17 protein-coding genes and 3 tRNA genes are annotated in these 19,723 nt (G+C 59.3%); 10 read left to right on the top strand and 10 right to left on the bottom strand.

The window, feature by feature from the left end; translation table 11 throughout:
* Positions 1-144 precede the first annotated feature (144 nt).
* The 10 genes from AC1RRC_RS28585 to hpnC form a co-directional block, all read right to left on the bottom strand.
* Entirely contained in the window at positions 145-705 is a 561-nt protein-coding gene (locus tag AC1RRC_RS28585) for a putative periplasmic lipoprotein (RefSeq protein WP_493059046.1), read from the bottom strand.
* On the bottom strand, positions 702-1,445 hold the full coding sequence (locus AC1RRC_RS28580) for a tetratricopeptide repeat protein (RefSeq protein ID WP_493059045.1): 744 nt from the start codon (positions 1,443-1,445) through the stop codon (positions 702-704). Before AC1RRC_RS28580 ends, AC1RRC_RS28585 begins: the two co-directional genes overlap by 4 nt.
* A gap of 66 nt (positions 1,446-1,511) precedes the next feature.
* Positions 1,512-2,054, bottom strand: coding sequence for a tetratricopeptide repeat protein (locus tag AC1RRC_RS28575; RefSeq protein ID WP_493059044.1), 543 nt, complete (start codon positions 2,052-2,054; stop codon positions 1,512-1,514).
* A 76-nt stretch (positions 2,055-2,130) separates the two neighbouring features.
* The gene (locus AC1RRC_RS28570; protein WP_493059043.1) at positions 2,131-2,796 is read right to left on the bottom strand and encodes an SOS response-associated peptidase; all 666 of its coding nucleotides are present in this window, start codon (positions 2,794-2,796) and stop codon (positions 2,131-2,133) included.
* Positions 2,797-2,811: 15 nt separating this feature from the next.
* The gene (locus tag AC1RRC_RS28565; protein WP_493059042.1) at positions 2,812-3,621 is read right to left on the bottom strand and encodes a head GIN domain-containing protein; all 810 of its coding nucleotides are present in this window, start codon (positions 3,619-3,621) and stop codon (positions 2,812-2,814) included.
* Positions 3,622-3,638: 17 nt separating this feature from the next.
* Positions 3,639-4,427 (bottom strand): DUF1700 domain-containing protein, encoded by a 789-nt coding sequence (locus AC1RRC_RS28560; RefSeq protein WP_493059041.1) that lies wholly within the window; start codon positions 4,425-4,427, stop codon positions 3,639-3,641.
* Between the two features lie 18 nt (positions 4,428-4,445).
* A complete protein-coding gene (locus AC1RRC_RS28555; RefSeq protein ID WP_493059040.1) occupies positions 4,446-4,574 on the bottom strand; it encodes a hypothetical protein in 129 nt (42 codons plus the stop codon).
* 135 nt (positions 4,575-4,709) lie between these two features.
* Positions 4,710-6,188, bottom strand: a complete 1,479-nt coding sequence (locus tag AC1RRC_RS28550) for a hydroxysqualene dehydroxylase (RefSeq protein ID WP_493059039.1) — start codon at positions 6,186-6,188, stop codon at positions 4,710-4,712.
* 171 nt (positions 6,189-6,359) lie between these two features.
* Positions 6,360-7,193 (bottom strand): presqualene diphosphate synthase HpnD, encoded by an 834-nt coding sequence (hpnD, locus tag AC1RRC_RS28545; RefSeq protein ID WP_493059038.1) that lies wholly within the window; start codon positions 7,191-7,193, stop codon positions 6,360-6,362.
* A 34-nt stretch (positions 7,194-7,227) separates the two neighbouring features.
* The gene (gene hpnC / locus AC1RRC_RS28540) at positions 7,228-8,082 is read right to left on the bottom strand and encodes a squalene synthase HpnC (protein WP_493059036.1); all 855 of its coding nucleotides are present in this window, start codon (positions 8,080-8,082) and stop codon (positions 7,228-7,230) included.
* A 165-nt stretch (positions 8,083-8,247) separates the two neighbouring features.
* Here hpnC and AC1RRC_RS28535 point away from each other — a divergent pair, with 165 nt between their 5' ends.
* From AC1RRC_RS28535 to AC1RRC_RS28490, 10 genes are all read left to right on the top strand, one after another.
* Positions 8,248-9,414, top strand: coding sequence for an efflux RND transporter periplasmic adaptor subunit (locus AC1RRC_RS28535; RefSeq protein WP_493059035.1), 1,167 nt, complete (start codon positions 8,248-8,250; stop codon positions 9,412-9,414).
* On the top strand, positions 9,411-12,500 hold the full coding sequence (locus AC1RRC_RS28530; protein ID WP_493059034.1) for an efflux RND transporter permease subunit: 3,090 nt from the start codon (positions 9,411-9,413) through the stop codon (positions 12,498-12,500). The genes AC1RRC_RS28535 and AC1RRC_RS28530 overlap by 4 nt, the downstream gene beginning before the upstream one ends.
* Before the next feature lie 198 nt (positions 12,501-12,698).
* Positions 12,699-12,785, top strand: a tRNA-Leu gene (locus AC1RRC_RS28525).
* Between the two features lie 33 nt (positions 12,786-12,818).
* On the top strand, positions 12,819-14,159 hold the full coding sequence (tig, locus tag AC1RRC_RS28520; protein WP_493059033.1) for a trigger factor: 1,341 nt from the start codon (positions 12,819-12,821) through the stop codon (positions 14,157-14,159).
* Between the two features lie 71 nt (positions 14,160-14,230).
* The gene (gene clpP, locus AC1RRC_RS28515; protein ID WP_493059212.1) at positions 14,231-14,848 is read left to right on the top strand and encodes an ATP-dependent Clp endopeptidase proteolytic subunit ClpP; all 618 of its coding nucleotides are present in this window, start codon (positions 14,231-14,233) and stop codon (positions 14,846-14,848) included.
* Positions 14,849-15,026: 178 nt separating this feature from the next.
* Positions 15,027-16,295, top strand: coding sequence for an ATP-dependent Clp protease ATP-binding subunit ClpX (clpX, locus tag AC1RRC_RS28510; RefSeq protein ID WP_493059032.1), 1,269 nt, complete (start codon positions 15,027-15,029; stop codon positions 16,293-16,295).
* 293 nt (positions 16,296-16,588) lie between these two features.
* Entirely contained in the window at positions 16,589-19,000 is a 2,412-nt protein-coding gene (gene lon, locus AC1RRC_RS28505) for an endopeptidase La (protein ID WP_493059030.1), read from the top strand.
* A gap of 212 nt (positions 19,001-19,212) precedes the next feature.
* A complete protein-coding gene (locus AC1RRC_RS28500; protein WP_371868212.1) occupies positions 19,213-19,485 on the top strand; it encodes an HU family DNA-binding protein in 273 nt (90 codons plus the stop codon).
* Positions 19,486-19,540: 55 nt separating this feature from the next.
* Positions 19,541-19,616 (top strand) — tRNA-Val (locus AC1RRC_RS28495).
* Between the two features lie 31 nt (positions 19,617-19,647).
* Positions 19,648-19,721, top strand: a tRNA-Asp gene (locus tag AC1RRC_RS28490).
* The last annotated feature ends 2 nt before the right edge of the window (positions 19,722-19,723 follow it).

The following is a 19,723-nucleotide window of genomic DNA, read 5'->3' as shown; positions in this document are numbered from 1 at the left end:
TCGTTAACAGGCGGGCGTAGCGATGTGGCGCTGACCGCCCGATCTTACGGGCGCGCGGGCAGACAGGCTATCAATCCCAGCAACCGATTGGTGCAATCATCATTGCTACATATGCAATGACGCGCCGCATAGCGCGCTGACGGCCTAGAATTCCACTGGATAGTACGTCCTGTTGGCCCCTTCAAGGCCGAGAGTGATTCCGTAGTTCGGCTTCTCTCCGAGATCTTCAATAATGATGCGAACTCCGTCAGCTGACTCAACATACCTGGTCACATAAACATGGCGTGGCTTCATATCTTCGACGACCAGCGACGCGTCGGCGAAGTCATAGCCACTGAGTTTGAAGTTGGTTGCGTATCGAATGTCGAAGACGTGTTTTCCAGGCCGGACTCTCACCCAGACAGGACAGCCGGCTTGAGCGCACGACGTATCTTTGCCGTCGACCATGCGAATTCTTGGATCGTTGAACTTTGTGGCCTTATTGTCGAACGCGGCGAATACTGCGGTTTCCGACAATGGTTGATTTCCTTCGAACATCACATACGGGGTGCGATGAAATGCGCAGCCTGTCAGCGACGCTGCGAGCAGTAATGTGAAAAGGATCTTCATTTTTTTGTCATGATTTCCATAGAATTCCTCCCAAAATCGCGGTGCAGCGGCGCCGTGAAGCGCCTGCTGGAATATGATGTTGGGCGATTGCTTCAATTCCCTTCCTTCCAGACTTTCCCCCATAGCGTGGCGTCCCTAACCCGGTGCAGCCAAGTCACCGCCTTGGATGGATTCCTTGGCACGCCTTCTCCATGTTCGTACATATAGAGCAACGCCTGCTGCGCTGGTAAAAAGCCCTGGTTGGCGGATAGGAGGAACCATTTTTCAGCCACCAAGCCATCTTTTCGCAACCCCTCGCCAGTAGCGTGCATGCGCCCCAAGGCATATTGACCCTGGAAATGCCCCTGCTTAGCACATGCGGAATACCACTCGATTTCTTTACTTTTATCCCGCGCAACCCCCTCGCCGCTTTGATACATGTACGCGAGATTGCACTGGGCGGAAGCTAGCCCCTGTTTTGCGGCTTGTTCGTAATATCTAAAAGATAGCGATGAATCCTTCGGGATGCCATTGCCGGTTCCATAGCGAACGCCCAAGTCGCTTTGAGCACGGGGGTCGCCAGCGTCCGCACGCTGAGTCAATGCTGCGATATCGAGCCCGTCGGTAGCAGTCTTGTCGTAAAGCCCTTTGACAGGTCGAACGTCGCCAGGAGTGATCACTGTATTGGTCTGGCAAGCGGACAAAGCAACGGCAGTTGCCAATGCGACGAGCGATTTCAGCATGGACTTGCCCTTCCGACGTGCCGATTCACCGGCGTGGCCTGGCGTCCACAGGAGCTCAAGATTAGAACGGTTGATGTTCACAAATGCGCCTTTCTCTATTTCGTTACGAGCCATTCCATGTGTTCGGGGTATGCAAGCCCAACCGTGAGCCAGCCTCAAGCATAACCAACCGCTCCGCCATTAATCAGCAGGGGGCTGGCGCTGGCTATACTTGCCAATCAGCTCATCCGCAAGCCGTTGACCTTCCGCCAGCTCCGTACCGCTGAGAAGTGGTGTCAGCTTGTTCAACGAAGCCTGCGCGGATTGGGCAATCTTCCTTTCCACATCATCCACCGCAAACTGCTTGGTAGCTGTCGCTATTGCGCACTGGAACCAGGCATAGGCCTTGGCACGGCTTGGTTCGACGCCCCGGCCTTCCCTGTATGCATTGCCGAGATGGGATTGGGCTTCCGACACCGCCAGTGCTGCGCCTTTGCGCCACAGGGCCACGGCTTTGTCGGGCTGAGATGCGCCCCCGAGTCCGTAGTAGTAAAGAAAACCCAGGTTGTTGAGCGCTTCGTCCGGGCCGCCTTCGGCCAGCGACCGCTCCCAATGTTTGCGTGCCTGCGCATAATCCTTGATTCGCCAAGCCTCAACGCCCAGGTTATAGGGCGTTTCGGCTGCAACTGCGGAGGTGAAGCAAAGGAGCAAGCCGATCAGAAGTGCGCGCAGAATCTTGGTCATCGACAGGTCATCAGTAGCCGGAAACATAAGCCACCATTGTTACATATGCAATGACTTGCGGCAATTCTATCGCCGGTCAAAACAATTGCCCCTGCGGCGACGCCACCACCTCACGCGGCGCCGCTTCGGCCGCCATCAATTCCGCCGGATACGCCCGCAAAAACGCCCGCGCCTGTTCCGGATCCTTGCAACCGAGCCACGCATCGTAGTCTTCACGCCGGATCACCACCAGGCTGCGCTTTTCATCATCCGGCTTGTGAAAACGGCGCATCAGCGGATGTGCATCGGCATTGATCGTCAATTGCGTAAAGGACCGGCTGCGGGTTCCATCCGGTTCCAGATACGTGCGGTACAGTCCCGCCACGGCAAACGGTTCATGGTCCGCCATGCCGATCGACCAGCGCTCGGCGCGGCCGCTTTCGTAATTGGGTTCGAAGAACGCATGCATCGGCACCAGGCACAGGCGGCAGTTGTGCCATGCGCCGCGATAGGTGCGCAGGTCGGCCACGGTTTCCGCGCGCGCGTTCATGGTGGTCATGCGCTGGCCGGGGGCCAACTGGGATTGGGGGATGAAACCGTAGGAGGCGACCACCAGCCGGCGGTGGCCGTGGATGTCGTGCACGATGATGGGGCCGCGGTAATCCTGGTACAGCTCGTCGCGCCAGTCTTCACTGGTTTCCAGCGGGGTGCGGAAAAAGTCGAAGCAGAGCTGCCGGGAGACGGTGATGTAGTTGACACACATCACCGTATTTTAACGTCATTGGTTCCAGCTGACTTCACCCGAGCCGGTGCGGCTCACATTGCGGGTGTCGGGATTTCCGTACACCTTGATGTCGCCGCTGCCGCGCAGGGTCAGTTCGGCGGAACGGCGGGCAAACACATTGGTGGTGCCAGAGCCTTTGAGGTTCACGGTGACCTGGTCGGACGCCATGTGCTGAGCATCGAGGTCACCCGAACCGTTCAGGTCGGCATTCAGGGTTTTGCAACTGCCACTGGTCTTGATCTGGCCGGAGCCCACCATTTCCAACGCGACCGCGTCGCTGTTGCCGGTATTGAGGTTCAGGTCGCCGCTGCCGTGGACGCCGGCTTCCACCTGTTTGAAGCGGCCATTGAACTTGACGTTGCCGGAGCCGAACAGTTGCACGGTCAGGCGTTCGCCGGAAAAGCCGTCGACGCTGCTGTCGCCGGTGCCGCGCACTTCCAGTGCATTCAGCGAGGGCAGCACCAGTTCCACTTGCAGTGGACGGCGGTGGTGGAACAGCATGCCCTTGGTGCCGATGTGCAGCACATTGCCATCTTGTTCGGTGGACACGTTGGCCAGCAGGCGCTGTTCGCCACGCACTTTCAGCGATGGCTTGTCGCCCTGAATCAGGGTCAGGTCGATTGGACCGGACAGTTCCACGGAGGTCACGCCAGGCGCCACGGCGCGGGTTTCACTGCCCAGCGCACGACCCGCCGCGCTGGTGGGGTTGGTTTGGCCGTGGGTGCGCAACATGCCGTAGGCAAACGCGATCAGCACGAAAGACAACAGCAACAGGCTGACGCCAATTTTAATCAAAGCACGCATGGTGTCTCCTGTCCGCCTCAATGACCCTTGAGCAGGGAAAAATTCATCTGGATATAACGCTTGATGCCGGCGATCGTGTATTTCGTCACGACCAGGCTCAGCAGGCAAAACATGATGCCGAGGATGACCATGCCCATACCGAACGCGGTTTGCGTGACGCGCGATTCTTTATCGAGTTCCGTGGAAATCTTGACGCTGCCATTGGCCACGCGCTCGGCCTTTTCTATGATGCGGCCCGAGGCGGTTTCATTGTCTTCCTCGTCGTGGTCGGCGTTATCGTCGTGATGGTCGCCGTCGCGGTCCTGGAAGACTTCAATGCCGGTCTGGCCAATCGAAACCCGGGTTTGGGCGCCGCGCTCATCGTCGCCAAAGTGGACGAATTCGCGCAGCGGCCCATCGAGCACCAGTTCATTGGTGCCGGCCAGGCCGCTGGCGGTGATGGCGATGCCGGAAATGTAGAACGCGAAGGCGCAGGCATAGGCCGCGGTCAGCAGCGAGGCAAACACAATCGCCGGCACGACCATGAACAGGTTGAATACGGCCAGGCCGATGAACGACACCGCCATGCGCGCCCAGCTGGCGGGCGTTTTCGCCTGCTGGTAAGCGTCCATGTGCATGCTGGCGCGCAGCGACATGGCGATTTTGCGTGGTTCACCCAGTTCTTCGGCGATTTCCTGTTCGCTGCGCCCGGCCACCATGCCGTCAATGAAGCGCTGCTCGTAGTCCGCCATGGTCCTGGCCACGGTTTCCGGCGGTAATCCCGCCAGGGCTTTGTGCAGCGTGTCCAGGTATGCCTGCTTGTTCATATTCAATCCTCTACAACCTTAGTTCAGCACGGTCTGATGCTGCAATGGCAAGGCCGCCGCGCCATGTTCGCCGTCCACGATCACCGCCGTGGCGGCTGCGACCAGTGCCAGTACTACCAGGGTTTTCAGTGTCAGTCCGAAGTTCATCGCGATGCTCCTGTGCATTTATCGATGATGTGACTGTACGCAAACCCGCCATGACCAGCCACTGATGTGCGACAAGATGCAAATTTGGCGGAGCAGACAGCCATATACCGGGATAGTCGGAGCGCCGGAGCCAACCTATTTCTTGCTTTTAAAAAACTCCACTGCCGCCGCGACGCCGCTGCGCACCGCGCCTTCCAGCGTCGCGGGGTAGTCGCCGGCCGTATAGTCGCCCGCCAGCAGCAAGCCCGGCAGACCGGTGGCGTTGGCGGGGCGGTCCAGTGCGGGGGCACAGGCGAAGGTGGCGCGTTTTTCCGTGATGACGCGGGACCACTGGGGATGCGCCAGTTCAGCCCGGCGCAGGACGTCAGCCAACTGCGCGGCCACTGCGGCGGCCAGTTCATCCTGGCCCTGCGCGGCGGCGTCGCCCGAAGCGCTGATGACGACCGCCAGCAATCCCGCCTGATTCGCATCGAGCTGGCCACGGTCGAACACGAACTGCCCCCAGTGGCCGGTGTCCGGGGTGTCGATCAGCGCCACAAAGGGCAGGGCGAGGCGGGTGGATGGGGCGTATTGCAGATACACGGTGGTGATGGCTTCATAGCTGAAGGCGCGCAGCCGGGCGGCCAGCGTGGCAGGGGCTGCCGATGCAGCCGGCTCGGACGAGTCTGCCGGACGCGCCGGAGGCGCGTGATTTGCCGTGTCCGTAGTGTTTGCCGGGATTGCCCGGCTTGGCGTGTGCGCAAGGTCCGGCCGCTTCTCCGGTTCGTCGATGGCCGCCAGCAGCGCCGCCGCCTGTGGCGCGCCACAGGCCAGTATCACGGCATCGAAGCGCTGTTCCCAATGCTCGCCCAGCGCGGCGCCGGTGGCTTGCACGCGCCAGCCGCCGTCCGGTTGCGGCAGCAGCGAGGTGGCCTTGGCACCGGCATGGACCAGGCCGCCGTGCCGCTGCACATAGTTTGCGGCCAGGTCCGGCAGCAGGGCGGACAGGTCTGCTTTGGGCACCAGCATGTCCGAGGCGGCGCGGCCGGCGCCCAGGCTGTCGCGCAGCACGGCCAGGAACACATTGGCGGACGCCCGTTCCGGTGGCGTGTTCAGTGCCGCCAGGCACAGCGGACGCCACATCAGCTGGATCAGGCGCTCGGTCTGGTCGAAGCGGTGCAGCAATTCCGTGACCGTGCAATCGGTGTCGTATTGCCAGCCCATCCAGCGCGCCGTGGTGGAAAAACGCGCCAGGCTGAGTTTGTCTTCGCGGTCCAGGCCGGTGGCGCGCAGCAAGGCGCCAAGCAAGTGGAACGGGGCCGGCAGACGCGGGGCGATGAAATCCATGCCGCCGGCGCCGGGCGCGTAACGCATTTGCAGGGGGACGTTGAGCAGCGCGCCCTTGTGGTCGACGCCAACCTTGCGCATGAGCTTCAGGGTGTCGCGGTAGGCGCCCAGCATGATGTGCTGGCCGTTGTCGAGCGTGCGGCCATCGAGTTCCACGCGGCGTGCGCGGCCACCGAGCGTGCGCGCGGATTCCAGCAGGGTGACGTGAATGCCGCGTCCCGCCAGCTCAACGGCGGCGGCGCAGCCGGCCCAGCCGGCGCCGATGATGGCGACGCGCCTGACGCTCATGCTGCGACGGCTCCGTAGGGCGGTTTTGCGGCACGCAAAGCCGCCATGCCGGCAGCCCGGCGGCGTGCGCAGTGTCGTTGACGCAAGCACGGCGGCTTTGCTGCGCAAAACCGCCCTACGGTATCGACGTCATTGGTATGAATCAGCATGGTCGACGCCACGTTACTGGATTCAGCCACGAATATACGTCTTCCACGCCAGCCACAGCTTGCGGATCGGCGTCAGCGAAATGCGCTGGGTCAGCACGTGGAAGCCGTCTTGCTGGATTTCCGTCAGCAGGGTGCGGTAAATTGCGGCCATGATCAGGCCGGGGCGCTGGGCGCGGCGGTCTTCTTGCGGCAGCAAGGCAAACGCTTCGTCGTACATTTTCTGTGCGCGGTCAGCCTGGAAGCGCATCAGGTTTTCAAAATTCTCGCTGTGGCGCGCGTTCAATAAATCAGCGGCCGTCACATTAAATTGCTGTAACTCGTTGACCGGTAAATAAATACGGCCTTTGCGGGCGTCTTCGCCCACGTCGCGGATGATATTCGTCAGCTGGAAGGCCAGGCCGAGTTTTTCAGCATATTGCAAGGTTTCCGGTTTGGTCGCGCCGAAAATGCTGGCCGACAGAATGCCGACCACACTGGCCACATGCCAGCAATATTTTTTCAGGCCCGGATAATCCAGGTACCGGGTCTGGTTCAAATCCATTTCCATGCCGTCGATAATGGCCTGCAAATGTTCCTGTTTCAGCTGGTAGGTTGGCAAATGCGGCGCCAATGCCTGGGTCACAGGGTGGTTCATATTCCCCAGGTACATGCCGGCAATTTCCTTGCGCCACCATTCGAGTTTCACACGCGCCACGCCTTCGTCCGTGCATTCATCGACCGTGTCATCGACTTCGCGGCAAAAAGCATACAGCGCCATGATGGCGCGGCGGCGCTCCACGGGCAGGAACAGGAAGCTGTAATAAAAACTGGACCCGCTGGCGGCGGCTTTCTGCTGGCAGTATTCGTCGGGAGACATATATAAAAGGCAATGCTGATACTAAATAAAGCCGCTATTCTAAGCGATGCGCCGGCATTGCGAGCCTTTTTAGCTGCCGGCGCATGGTCAGCGCACGCCACACGATCTTCAGCCAGTCCGGTTTGCCCAGCTTCGGGCGGTGGCGGAACACGTCGTATTCGACTTCCTCGATCGCTTCCAGGATGCGCAAGCCGCCTTGCACCACCATCCGCAATTCCAGTCCGATCCGCCCTGGCAGCCGCAGCGCCAGCGGCGCGCCCGACAGCATCAGCGCCCGCGCCCGCGCCACCTCGAACTTCATCAGGCTGCGCCACTTGACCTGCCCATCCAGATGGCCCAGTTGCGCCGGCGAAACAGCGAAGCGGGCCAGGTCGTCGAGCGGCAAATAAATGCGCTCCTTGTGGATGTCGATGGCGACGTCTTGCAGGAAATTGATGATTTGCAGCGCCGAACAAATCGCGTTCGAGTCGCGCACATTGGCTTCGTCGGCCTCTTTGTACAACGACAGCATCAATAAGCCCACCGGATTGGCCGAGCGCGCGCAATAATCGAGCAAGTCCTCGTAATTGCGGTAGCGCTGCACCACCACGTCCTGTTTAAAGGCCGACAGCAAATCGTGGAACGGCGCCATCGGCAAATCGAATTCGCGGATCACCCGGGCCAAGCGCTCGAACATTGGCGGCAAGCCTTCTTCATTGCGGCCGATGCGCTGCAGCTGCAGCTCATAGACATTCAGCGCCGCCAGGCGCTCATCGGGTGTGGCGTCGCCTTCATCGGCCAAATCATCGGCGCTGCGGGCAAACGCGTAAATCGCCTCCACGGCCGGCACCAGGCGGCGGGGCAGCAGGACAGAAGCAACAGGGAAATTCTCGTAATGGTCGACGGGCATAGAGGCTAACAACTAAATGACGCGAAAGTCATTTGCATTCGGAACGACTAGGCATATAATTTTTGATTGACGGAAAGTCATTCTCTTGACCGGCATCATAGTGCCTTGACGGTAATGCTGCAATGCAGCTTTTCCGTACCGGGCAATACAATAAAGGAAATTACCGTGTCTCCTTCCCTCCGCCCCTCGTCCCGATTGACCGTTCTGACAGCTGGCGTGGTTGCCTTGCTGGCGCTGGCCGGTTGCCACAAGACGGAAGAAAAAACCGAAGACATCCGCCCGGTACGCGTGCAGCAAGTGCGCGCCAGCGACATTGACCTGTTGTCGGAATTTGCCGGGGAAGTGCGGGCTCGCGTGGAGTCGCGGCTGGGATTTCGGGTTGGCGGCAAGATCGTGGCGCGCCTGGTCGATACCGGCGCGGTGGTGAGGAAGGGGCAGGCGCTGATGCGGCTGGACCCGCAGGATTTGCAACTGGCGCAAGCCCAGGCCCAGGCCGCGCTGCGGGCGGCGGAGACATCGCGCGATTTCGCCAAGGCCGAACTCAAGCGCTACCAGGAATTAAAGACACAGAATTTCGTCAGCCAGACCATCCTTGACGGCAAGGACGCCTCCTATAAGGCGGCGCAAGCCAATGTCGAAGCGGCGCAGGCGGCGTTCCGGGGGCAAAGCAACCAGGCGGGCTACGCCACGCTGGTGTCCGATGTCGATGGCGTGGTGACGGCGGTCAATGCCGATGTGGGCGCCGTGGTGGCGCCCGGCACGCCGGTGGTGCAGGTGGCCAAAAGCGGCGACAAGGAAATCGTCATCGGCCTGCCGGAAGACAAAGTCGATGTCTTGCGCGGCGTGGCCGATGTGCGCGTGCGGCTGTGGGCCCATCCCGAGCAGGTGGCGGCCGGCAAGGTGCGGGAAGTATCGCCAGCCGCGGATCCCGTGACCCGTACCTATCCGGTCAGGGTGACGATTCCCGAAGGCTTGCCGGAGGCAAAGTTGGGTATGACGGCGTATGTGGCGTTTGCGTCGAAGACGCCGGAGGCGCAAATCCACGTGCCCTTGTCGTCGCTGTTCTATGAGCGCGGGGCGACCTCGGTGTGGGTGGTGGAAAATAATGCGGTGCGGTTGGTGCAGGTGCAGCCGGGCGGCGTCTCCGGCAATGAAATGGTGTTGAGAAGCGGGTTGAAGCCGGGGCAGGTCATTGTCACGGCGGGTGTCAATCAGTTGAAGCCGGGGCAGAGAGTCACAGTGCTGGGCGGTGAAAAATCGGCGCCCAAGGCCGCCGCCAGCGTCGCCGCCAGCGCGGCCGCCAGTGGCACACCTGCCGGGGCGGCAAAATGAAGGGCGGCTTTAACCTCTCGCGGTGGGCGCTGGAGCACATCCCGCTGACCCGTTACCTGATGGCGGTGCTGCTGATTGGCGGCATGCTCAGTTACATGAACCTGGGCCAGGACGAAGACCCGCCATTTACTTTCCGTGGCATGGTGGTGCGCGCGATCTGGCCGGGTGCCACTGCCTTGCAAATGGCCGAACAGGTCACGGACAAGCTGGAAAAAAAGCTGCAGGAAACGCCGTATATCGATGAGATCAGCAGTTATTCGAAGCCCGGCGAAACCACCATCATCCTGCGCCTGCGCGAATCGTCGCCGCCGAAGGATACGTCCGCCGCCTGGTACCAGGTGCGCAAAAAGCTCGGCGATATCCGCTATACCTTGCCGCAGGGGGTGATCGGGCCGTTCTTCAACGATGAATTCGGCGATACCTTTGGTTCGATCTTTGCGCTGTCGGCGGACGGTTTCACCTATGCGGAGCTGAAGGATTACGCGGACTTCGTGCGCCAGCGCCTGCTGGCGGTGCCGCAAGTGTCGAAAGTGGACTTGCTGGGCGTGCAGGATGAAAAGATCAATATCGTCTTTTCGCACAAAAAATTTTCCACCCTGGGCGTGCCGTTTGAAGCCATCGTCGGCCAGATCGCCGCGCAAAACACCATCGAATCGGCCGGCGTGCTGGTGACGCCGCTGGAAAACCTGCAAGTGCGGGTGAGTGGCGCCCTGGCATCCGTCAAAGACCTGGAACGGATGGAATTGCATGCCAACGGCACCACGTTCCGGCTGGGCGACTTCGCCACCATCGAACGCGCCTACCAGGATCCGCCGCAAGACAAGATGCGCTACAACGGCAAGGAAGTCATCGGACTGGCCGTGTCGATGGAAAAGGGCGGCAACATCATCAAGATGGGCAAGGCCATGGAGCTGGCCGCCGAAGACATGCGCACCAAGCTGCCGGTCGGCATCAACCTGGAGCGGGTAGCCAACCAGCCGGCCGCCGTGTCGGCGTCGGTGGGGGAATTTGTCCGCACCCTGGTGGAAGCGATCCTGATCGTGCTGGCCGTGAGTTTTGTGGCGCTGGGCCTGCACAGTAAACCCAAGCTGCGGCTCGATGCGCGGCCCGGCCTGGTGGTGGCGCTGACCATTCCGCTGGTGCTGGCGGTGACGTTCCTGTTCATGCACATCCTCGACATCGACTTGCACAAGATTTCGCTGGGCGCGCTGATCATTGCGCTGGGTTTGCTGGTCGATGACGCCATCATTGCCGTGGAAATGATGGTGCGCAAGATGGAAGAAGGGCAGTCGCGCTTCGATGCGGCGATTGCCGCCTACACGTCGACCGCGATGCCGATGCTGACCGGCACCCTGATCACCGTGGCGGGCTTCTTGCCGATCGGGATGGCGAAATCGATGGCGGGTGAATACACGTTCACGCTGTTTTCCGTCAATGCGTTGGCGCTGGTGATTTCCTGGTTTGTCGCCGTGATCTTCACGCCGTATATCGGTTACGTGCTGCTGCGGGTGCAACCCCATGCCGACGGCCACCATGAATTGTTCGATACGCCCGGCTACCGCAAATTCCGCGCGCTGGTCGCCTGGTGCGTGGAGTGGCGCATGGTGACCATAGGCGCCACGCTGGCCATCTTCGCGCTGGGTATCTATGGTTTTAAATTCATTGAAAAGCAATTCTTCCCGGATTCCAGCCGCCCGGAACTGATGGTGGAAATGTGGACGCCGGAAGGCTCGTCGTTCCAGTTGAACGAAGGACTGGTGAAAAAGTTCGAGGGCATCGTCGGCAAGTATGACGGCGTGGCCAGTATCACCAGCTATGTCGGGACCGGCAGCCCGCGTTTCTATTTACCGCTGGACCAGATTTTCCCGCAATCGAACGTGTCGCAAATGGTGGTGCTGGCCAAGGATTTGAAGGCGCGCGAAGCGCTGAGAAAACAGATCATTCACCTGTTCAAGACGGACTTTCCCGAGGTGCGGGGGCGGGTAAAACTGTTGCCGAATGGTCCGCCGGTGCCGTATCCCGTCATGTTCCGCGTTTCCGGTCCGGAGGTGGCGCAAGTGCGGGCGCTGGCCGATGATGTCAAGGACATCATGCGCGCCAATCCCAACACGCTGGGCGTCAACGATAACTGGAACGAGTCGATCAAGGCGTGGCGGCTGGACCTGGACCAGGACAAGATGCGGGCGCTGGGCGTGACCACGCAGACCGTGATGCGGTCCGCCAACACGATCCTCTCCGGGACCACGATCGGCCAGTTCCGCGAAGGGAACCGCCTGATCGATATTCAGGTGCGCCAGCCGGTGGATGAGCGCAGCACCATGCAGGCCCTGCAGGACACTTATCTGCCGACCGCGTCGGGCCGCTCGATCCCGGTCAGCCAGGTGGCGCGTGTGCACTTCGTGTGGGAGCCGGGCGTGGTGTGGCGCGAGGGCAGGGAATGGGCCATCACGGTGCAGTCCGATGTGGTCGATGGCATCCAGGGGCCGACCGTGTCCGGGCAAATCCTGCCCAAGTTGGAAGAATTGAAGAAACGGATGCCGCCGGGCTACCAGATCACGGTCAAAGGCGCCGCAGCCGACACCGGGGCGGCGGAGGCGTCGATTGCCGCCAACTTGCCATTGGCCGTGTTTATCATCTTTACGCTGCTGATGTTGCAATTGCACAGCTTTAAACGGTCGCTGCTGGTGTTCCTGACCGGGCCGCTGGGGATCGCGGGCGCGGCAGGCGCGCTGCTGGTGATGGACCGGCCGCTGGGCTTTGTCGCCAACCTGGGCGTGATTGCGCTGTTTGGCATGATCATCCGCAATTCCGTGATCCTGGTGGACCAGATCGAGCAGGATATCGGGCAGGGCGCGGAACCGTGGGATGCGGTGGTGGAAGCGGCGGTGCGCCGTTGCCGGCCGATCGTCCTGACCGCCGCCGCCGCAGCGCTGGCCATGATTCCACTGTCGCGCTCGGTATTCTGGGGGCCGATGGCAGTGGCGATCATGGGCGGCCTGATCCTGGCCACGTTATTGACGTTGCTGTTCCTGCCGGCACTGTATGCGGCGTGGTTCCGGGTGAAAAAACCGGCGCACCGGAGCTAAGGAAGCACACCGGAAAAAAATTTCAAGCAATTGCTGTGTAAATGTTGTGGTAAAGCTAAAAAAGCCCTTCCACATTCCGGGAAAAACAGTAAAATACCGCGTTGAAGTTGAAAGCCCCCGTTCAAACGGGGAAAGGGTGACCCAGTTTTCAATTAAAAAGAAAATGCGGGTCACCCTTTGCTTTTGTACAAATACGCCGCGAGGATGGCGAAATTGGTAGACGCACCAGGTTTAGGTCCTGACGCCAGCAATGGTGTGGGGGTTCGAGTCCCCCTCCTCGCACCACAGTATTCTTTACATTTTTTGGACGATTTTTACATGGCAACTGCAGTCGAAAACCTGGGCAAACTCGAACGTCGTATCACGATCTCCTTCCCGCTGACCGACGTCCGCACGGAAGTGGAGAAACGCCTGAAAGTGCAAGCCAAATCGGCTAAAGCACCAGGCTTCCGTCCTGGCAAAGTGCCCCTGAAAATGGTCGCAGCACAATACGGTTATCAAATCGAAACCGAAGTGCTGAACGATAAAGTTGGCCGCGCATTCAACGATGCCGCCAACGAAAACCAGCTGCGCGTGGCAGGCTTCCCACGTATCGAACCTAAGAACGACGCGCCAGAAGGCCAGCTGTCGTTCGACGCCACCTTCGAAGTGTATCCGGAAGTGGAAATCGGCGACCTGACCGCCGTGGAAATCGAGACCGTCAAAGCCGACGTGACCGACGCTGAAATCGACAAGACCATCGAAATCCTGCGCAAGCAGCGCGTGCACTTCCACACCAAAGGCGAAGCCGGTGAACACGGCGACGGTGGCGAGGCGATTGCCGCCAACGGCGACCGCGTGACCGTGGACTTCGTCGGTTCGATCGACGGCGTGGAATTCGCCGGCGGCAAAGCCGACGACTTCGTGTTCGTACTGGGCGAAGGCCGCATGCTGCCGGAATTCGAAGCCGCCACCGTTGGCCTGAAAGTCGGCGAAGCCAAGACCTTCGACCTGGCTTTCCCAGAGGATTACCATGGCAAGGACGTGGCGGGCAAAACCGCACAGTTCACCATCACGCTGAAAAAGCTGGAATGGGCGCACCTGCCGGAAATCGACGCTGAATTCGCGAAATCGCTGGGCGTTGCCGATGGCGACCTGGCTAAAATGCGCGAAGACATCAAGGTCAACCTGGAGCGCGAAGTGCGCGGCCGTGTGAAAGCACGCAACAAGGAAGCCGTGATGGAAGCGCTGGCCAAGGCCGCGACCCTGGACATTCCTAACGCCCTGATCGAGCAAGACACCCAGCGCCTGGCCGAAATGACCCGCCAGGACATGGCGCAGCGCGGCATGAACGTCAAGGACGTGCCATTCCCGCCAGAACTGTTCAAAGACAAGGCCGAGCAGCGCGTACGCCTGGGCCTGATCCTGAACGCCCTGGTTGCACAAAACAACCTGCAAGCCGAGCCTGAGCAAGTCAAAGCACAAATCGAAGACTTCGCACAATCGTACGAAGATCCACGTGAAGTGCTGAAGTACTACTACAGCGATCGCCGCCGCATCGCTGAAGTCGAAGCCCTTGTTTTGGAAGAAAACGTCGTTAACTTCGTTCTGGGCCTGTCGAAAAACTCGTCGAAGCAAGTTGCCTTCGATGAGCTGATGGGAAGCAACGCGCAAGCGTAATCCAGCATCGGCGTCCGGCCTTGAGCAATCAGGGCGGGGCGCCTGCTGCTTCACAAGGAAAACATTGAATGATGAACCGTAATCCGGCACTCGACACTGAAATGCTCGGCCTGGTGCCGATGGTGATTGAACAAAGCGGCCGCGGCGAGCGTTCGTACGACATCTACTCGCGCTTGCTGAAAGAGCGTGTGATCTTCCTGGTTGGTCCGGTCAATGACCAGATGGCCAACCTGATTGTCGCCCAGTTGCTGTTCCTGGAGAGTGAAAATCCGGACAAGGATATCTCGCTCTACATCAATTCGCCGGGCGGTTCCGTGTCCGCGGGCCTGGCGATCTACGATACGATGCAGTTCATCAAGCCGAACGTCTCCACGCTGTGCACCGGCATGGCCGCATCGATGGGTGCTTTCTTGCTGGCGGCGGGTGAAAAAGGCAAGCGTTTCTCGCTGCCGAACTCGCGCATCATGATTCACCAGCCGTCGGGTGGCTCGCAAGGCATGGCGTCGGACATTGAAATCCAGGCCAAGGAAATCCTGTACTTGCGTCATCGCCTGAACCAGATCATGGCTGATCGCACCGGCCAGTCGGTCGAACAGATCGCCAAGGATACGGATCGCGACCGCTTCCTGTCCGCCGAAGACGCCGCCGAGTATGGCTTGATCGACAAAGTGTTGACCAGCCGCGCCTGATGTTGCGCTCAGTGGCTCGTACTAAGCTGATGCGTATTTAGCCTCAAAGTGACGCCCGAAACTCATATGGTTCGGGCGTTTCTTTTTTATTTCAGGTAGCATGTGTCCTGTACGCTCTGCACTAAGTAACACGGCGCACGACGCAGTCCCCTACCTTGTAACTACATAAACAAGTCCCATGTCCGAGAAAAAATCCTCCAGCGGCGAAAAACTTCTGTATTGCTCGTTTTGCGGTAAAAGCCAGCACGAGGTGAAGAAGCTCATCGCCGGTCCATCCGTCTTCATCTGCGACGAATGCATCGACTTGTGCAATGACATTATTCGCGACGAAACGGCCAGCATTGAATCGGTGGCGGGCGCCAAGTCCGACTTGCCGACCCCCCATGAAATCAAGGACTTGCTGGACCAGTACGTGATCGGTCAGCAGACTGCCAAGCGTATCCTGTCGGTTGCCGTCTACAACCACTACAAGCGCCTGAAGCACCTCGGCAAGAAGGATGACGTCGAACTGGCGAAGTCCAACATCCTGCTGGTGGGCCCGACCGGCTCCGGCAAGACCTTGCTGGCGCAAACCCTGGCGCGCATGCTCAACGTGCCGTTCGTGATTGCCGACGCGACCACCCTGACCGAAGCCGGTTACGTGGGTGAAGACGTAGAGAATATCATCCAGAAACTGTTGCAGAGCTGCAACTACGATGTGGAAAAGGCGCAACGCGGCATCGTCTACATCGACGAGATCGACAAGATCTCGCGCAAGTCCGATAACCCGTCGATTACCCGCGACGTGTCGGGCGAGGGAGTGCAGCAAGCCCTGCTGAAACTGATTGAAGGCACCATGGCTTCGGTGCCGCCGCAAGGTGGCCGCAAGCATCCGAACCAGGACTTCGTGCAAATCGACACCACCAACATCATGTTCATTTGTGGTGGCGCCTTCGACGGACTGGCCAAGATCATTTCCAACCGTTCGGAAAAGTCCGGCATTGGTTTCTCGGCCGAAGTGAAGAGCAAGGAACAGCGCGCCGCCAGCGATTTGCTGATGGAAGCCGAACCGGAAGACTTGATCAAGTTCGGGCTGATCCCTGAACTGGTGGGCCGTTTGCCGGTGGTGGCGACCCTGGCGGAACTGACCGAAGAAGCGCTGATCCAGATTTTGATCGAGCCAAAAAATGCGTTGGTGAAGCAATATTCGAAACTGCTTGAAATGGAAGGCGCGGAACTGGAAATCCGTTCGGCTGCGCTGCACGCGATTGCTAAAAAAGCCCTGGCCCGCAAAACCGGCGCCCGTGGCTTGCGTTCGATTCTGGAACATGCATTGCTGGATGTAATGTATGAATTGCCGAACGAATCGAATGTCAGCAAAGTGGTGATTGATGAAAATACCATCACCAGCGGCGCCAAGCCATTGCTGATTTATCAGGAATCGCCTAAAGCTTCCGGTGAAAATTAAATAAGGCCTGCACACGGCAGCAAAATTCATTTTGCATCCGTGGGGCAAGGCGGTACAATTTAAACCAATAAGCAGGCTTCATTCGAAAAGCCACCGCGCCTGTATAGACGTGTGTGGCTTTTTTATATGGTGAATGAAATTACTGCTTATTGCCTGCTTATTTTTAAAGCAGAACCGCATCAACAGACTTATTGGCAATATCTTTTATCCACGTGAATTATTTATTGCCTCTGGTCTTGTGAATTGGCAAAACATCGCCACCATCAGGTACACGCTTTCACATAAGGTACGCCATGACAACTTCCAAATTAACTGAGCAAACTCAGCTGCCGTTATTGCCACTGCGGGATGTCGTCGTCTTCCCGCATATGGTGATACCGCTGTTCGTGGGTCGCCCAAAATCGATCAAAGCGCTGGAAGCGGCTATGGAACAGGGCAAGAGCATCATGCTCGCAGCACAGAAAGCCGCTGCCAAGGACGAGCCCTCCGCCTCCGATATTTACGAAATCGGCTGCGTGGCCAATATTCTGCAAATGCTGAAGCTGCCAGACGGCACCGTCAAGGTGCTGGTGGAAGGCGCGCAGCGCGCACGCATCCGCAAGATCACGGATGCGCCAACCCACTTCGTGGCCGACCTGACCCCGCTTGATTCGGAAGAGGGCGACGATTCGGAAATCGAAGCGATGCGCCGCGCCATCGTTCAGCAATTCGACCAGTACGTCAAACTCAACAAGAAAATTCCGCCGGAAATCCTGGCGTCGCTGTCGGGTATCGACGATGCCGGCCGCCTGGCCGATACCGTGGCCGCGCACCTGCCGCTGAAGCTCGAACAAAAGCAAGTCATCCTGGAAATCTTCAACGTCGGCAAGCGCCTGGAGCATCTGCTCGGCCAGCTGGAAGGCGAGCTCGATATCCTGCAGGTGGAAAAACGCATTCGTGGCCGCGTCAAGCGCCAGATGGAAAAGTCGCAGCGCGAGTACTACCTGAACGAGCAGGTCAAGGCCATCCAGAAAGAACTGGGCGAAGGGGAAGATGGCGCCGACCTGGACGAGCTGGAAAAGAAAGTCGCCGCCGCCAAGATGCCAAAAGAGGCGCTGGACAAGGCCAACGCCGAGCTGAAAAAACTCAAGCTGATGTCGCCGATGTCGGCCGAAGCCACGGTGGTGCGCAATTACATCGATACCCTGGTGTCGCTGCCGTGGAAGAAAAAATCCAAGGTCAACAACGACCTGTCGAATGCCGAGAAAACCCTCGACACCGACCACTATGGCCTTGAGAAGGTCAAGGAACGCATCCTGGAATACCTCGCGGTGCAACAGCGCGTCGACAAATTGAAAGCGCCGATCCTGTGCTTCGTGGGTCCTCCAGGCGTGGGTAAAACCTCGCTGGGCCAGTCGATCGCCCGTGCGACGAACCGCAAGTTCGTGCGCATGGCGCTGGGCGGCGTGCGTGACGAGGCCGAGATCCGTGGCCACCGCCGTACCTACATCGGTTCGATGCCGGGCAAGGTGCTGCAATCGCTGGCGAAAGTCGGCGTGCGCAATCCGCTGTTCCTGCTCGACGAGATCGACAAGATGGGCGCGGACTTCCGCGGCGATCCGTCGTCGGCGCTGCTCGAGGTGCTGGATCCGGAACAAAACCACACGTTCTCGGACCACTACATCGAAGTGGACTTCGACCTGTCGGACGTAATGTTCGTGGCGACGTCGAACTCGTACAACATCCCGCCGGCGCTGCTGGACCGGATGGAAGTGATCCGCCTGTCGGGTTATACCGAAGATGAGAAAACCTCGATCGCGCAGCGCTACCTGTTGCCGAAACAAGTCAAGAACAATGGCTTGAAGGAAGGTGAAATCACCATCTCGGAAGCCGCGATCCGCGACGTGATCCGCTACTACACCCGCGAAGCCGGCGTGCGTTCGCTGGAACGCGAAGTGTCGAAGATCTGCCGCAAGGTGGTCAAGATGCTGCTGCTGAAGAAGACCGAGAAGAAGGTCGCCGTGACGCCGAAAAACCTGGACAAGTTCCTGGGCGTGCGCCGCTACGACTTTGGCGTGGCGGAAAAGCAAAACCAGGTGGGCCAGGTGGTCGGGCTGGCATGGACCGAAGTGGGCGGCGATTTGCTGACCATCGAATCGGTCACCATGCCGGGCAAGGGCAACGTGATCCGCACCGGTACGCTGGGCGACGTGATGAAGGAATCGATCGAAGCGGCGCGCACCGTGGTGCGCAGCCGTGCCAGCCGCCTCGGCATCAAGGCCGAAGTGTTTGAAAAGAGCGATATCCACATCCACGTGCCGGAAGGCGCGACGCCGAAGGACGGTCCATCGGCCGGTATCGGCATGACGACCGCGCTGGTCTCCGTGTTCACGGGCATTCCGGTGCGCGCCGACGTGGCGATGACGGGCGAGATCACCCTGCGCGGCGAAGTGCTGCCGATTGGCGGGTTGAAGGAAAAACTGCTGGCGGCCCACCGTGGCGGCATCAAGACCGTCTTGATTCCCGAGCAAAACGTGAAGGACCTGGCCGAGATTCCGGACAATGTGAAAAACAAGCTGGAAATCGTGCCGGTGCGCTGGATCGACAAGGTGCTGGAAATCGCGCTGGAACGCCAGCCGGAACCACTGGTGGAAACCCCGCCGGTGGAAGCCGTGGCGGCCGCGCAGACCAAGGCTGACGGGCAGAGTGAGGTCGTCAAGCACTAAAACCCGGCTGATACTGGCCAGTTAAGCCACAAACAGGCGCCAATTCGGCGCCTGTTTTCATTTTTACTGGTGTTTTCGCCAGTGTTTCCCTTGACACAAGGCTTTCCCGGCTTGTCTAATACCGCCTGAGATTTTTCTCTGCCGGCGGCCAGCCGCATCATTGCTGGTTGAAAACGGTATAAATGATATAAACCTTTGTGACGGGGACTTTTGTGAACAAGACTGAATTGATCGACCATATCGCTGCTTCCGCTGACATTTCGAAAGCGGCAGCCGCCCGCGCCCTGGACGCGATGATCGATGGCGTAACCACCACCCTGGCCAAGAACGACAGCGTCACCCTGGTCGGCTTTGGCACCTTCTCCGTGAGCGAGCGCGCAGCCCGTACCGGCCGCAATCCGCGCACGAAAGAAGAAATCGTAATCGACGCAGCCAAAGTTCCTAAATTTAAGGCTGGTAAAGCCCTGAAAGATGCTGTAAACTAACGGACTTCGGTAAGCAGCGGTATGCAAGTACACTGTTTGCCGGGTAGTTAAACCGGGGCGGTTAGCTCAGTTGGTAGAGCGGATGCCTTACAAGCATTAGGTCGGGAGTTCGACCCTCTCACCGCCCACCACGTTTAACGATCGTTGTGCCTTGTATTTGCTGGAGTGGTAGTTCAGTTGGTTAGAATACCGGCCTGTCACGCCGGGGGTCGCGGGTTCGAGCCCCGTCCACTCCGCC

The sequence above is a fragment of the Pseudoduganella sp. GW821-FHT12E03 genome (genome assembly GCF_058807115.1).
Note: the sequence above shows the minus strand (reverse complement) of the source record. Positions and strands in the feature narration are given on the sequence as shown.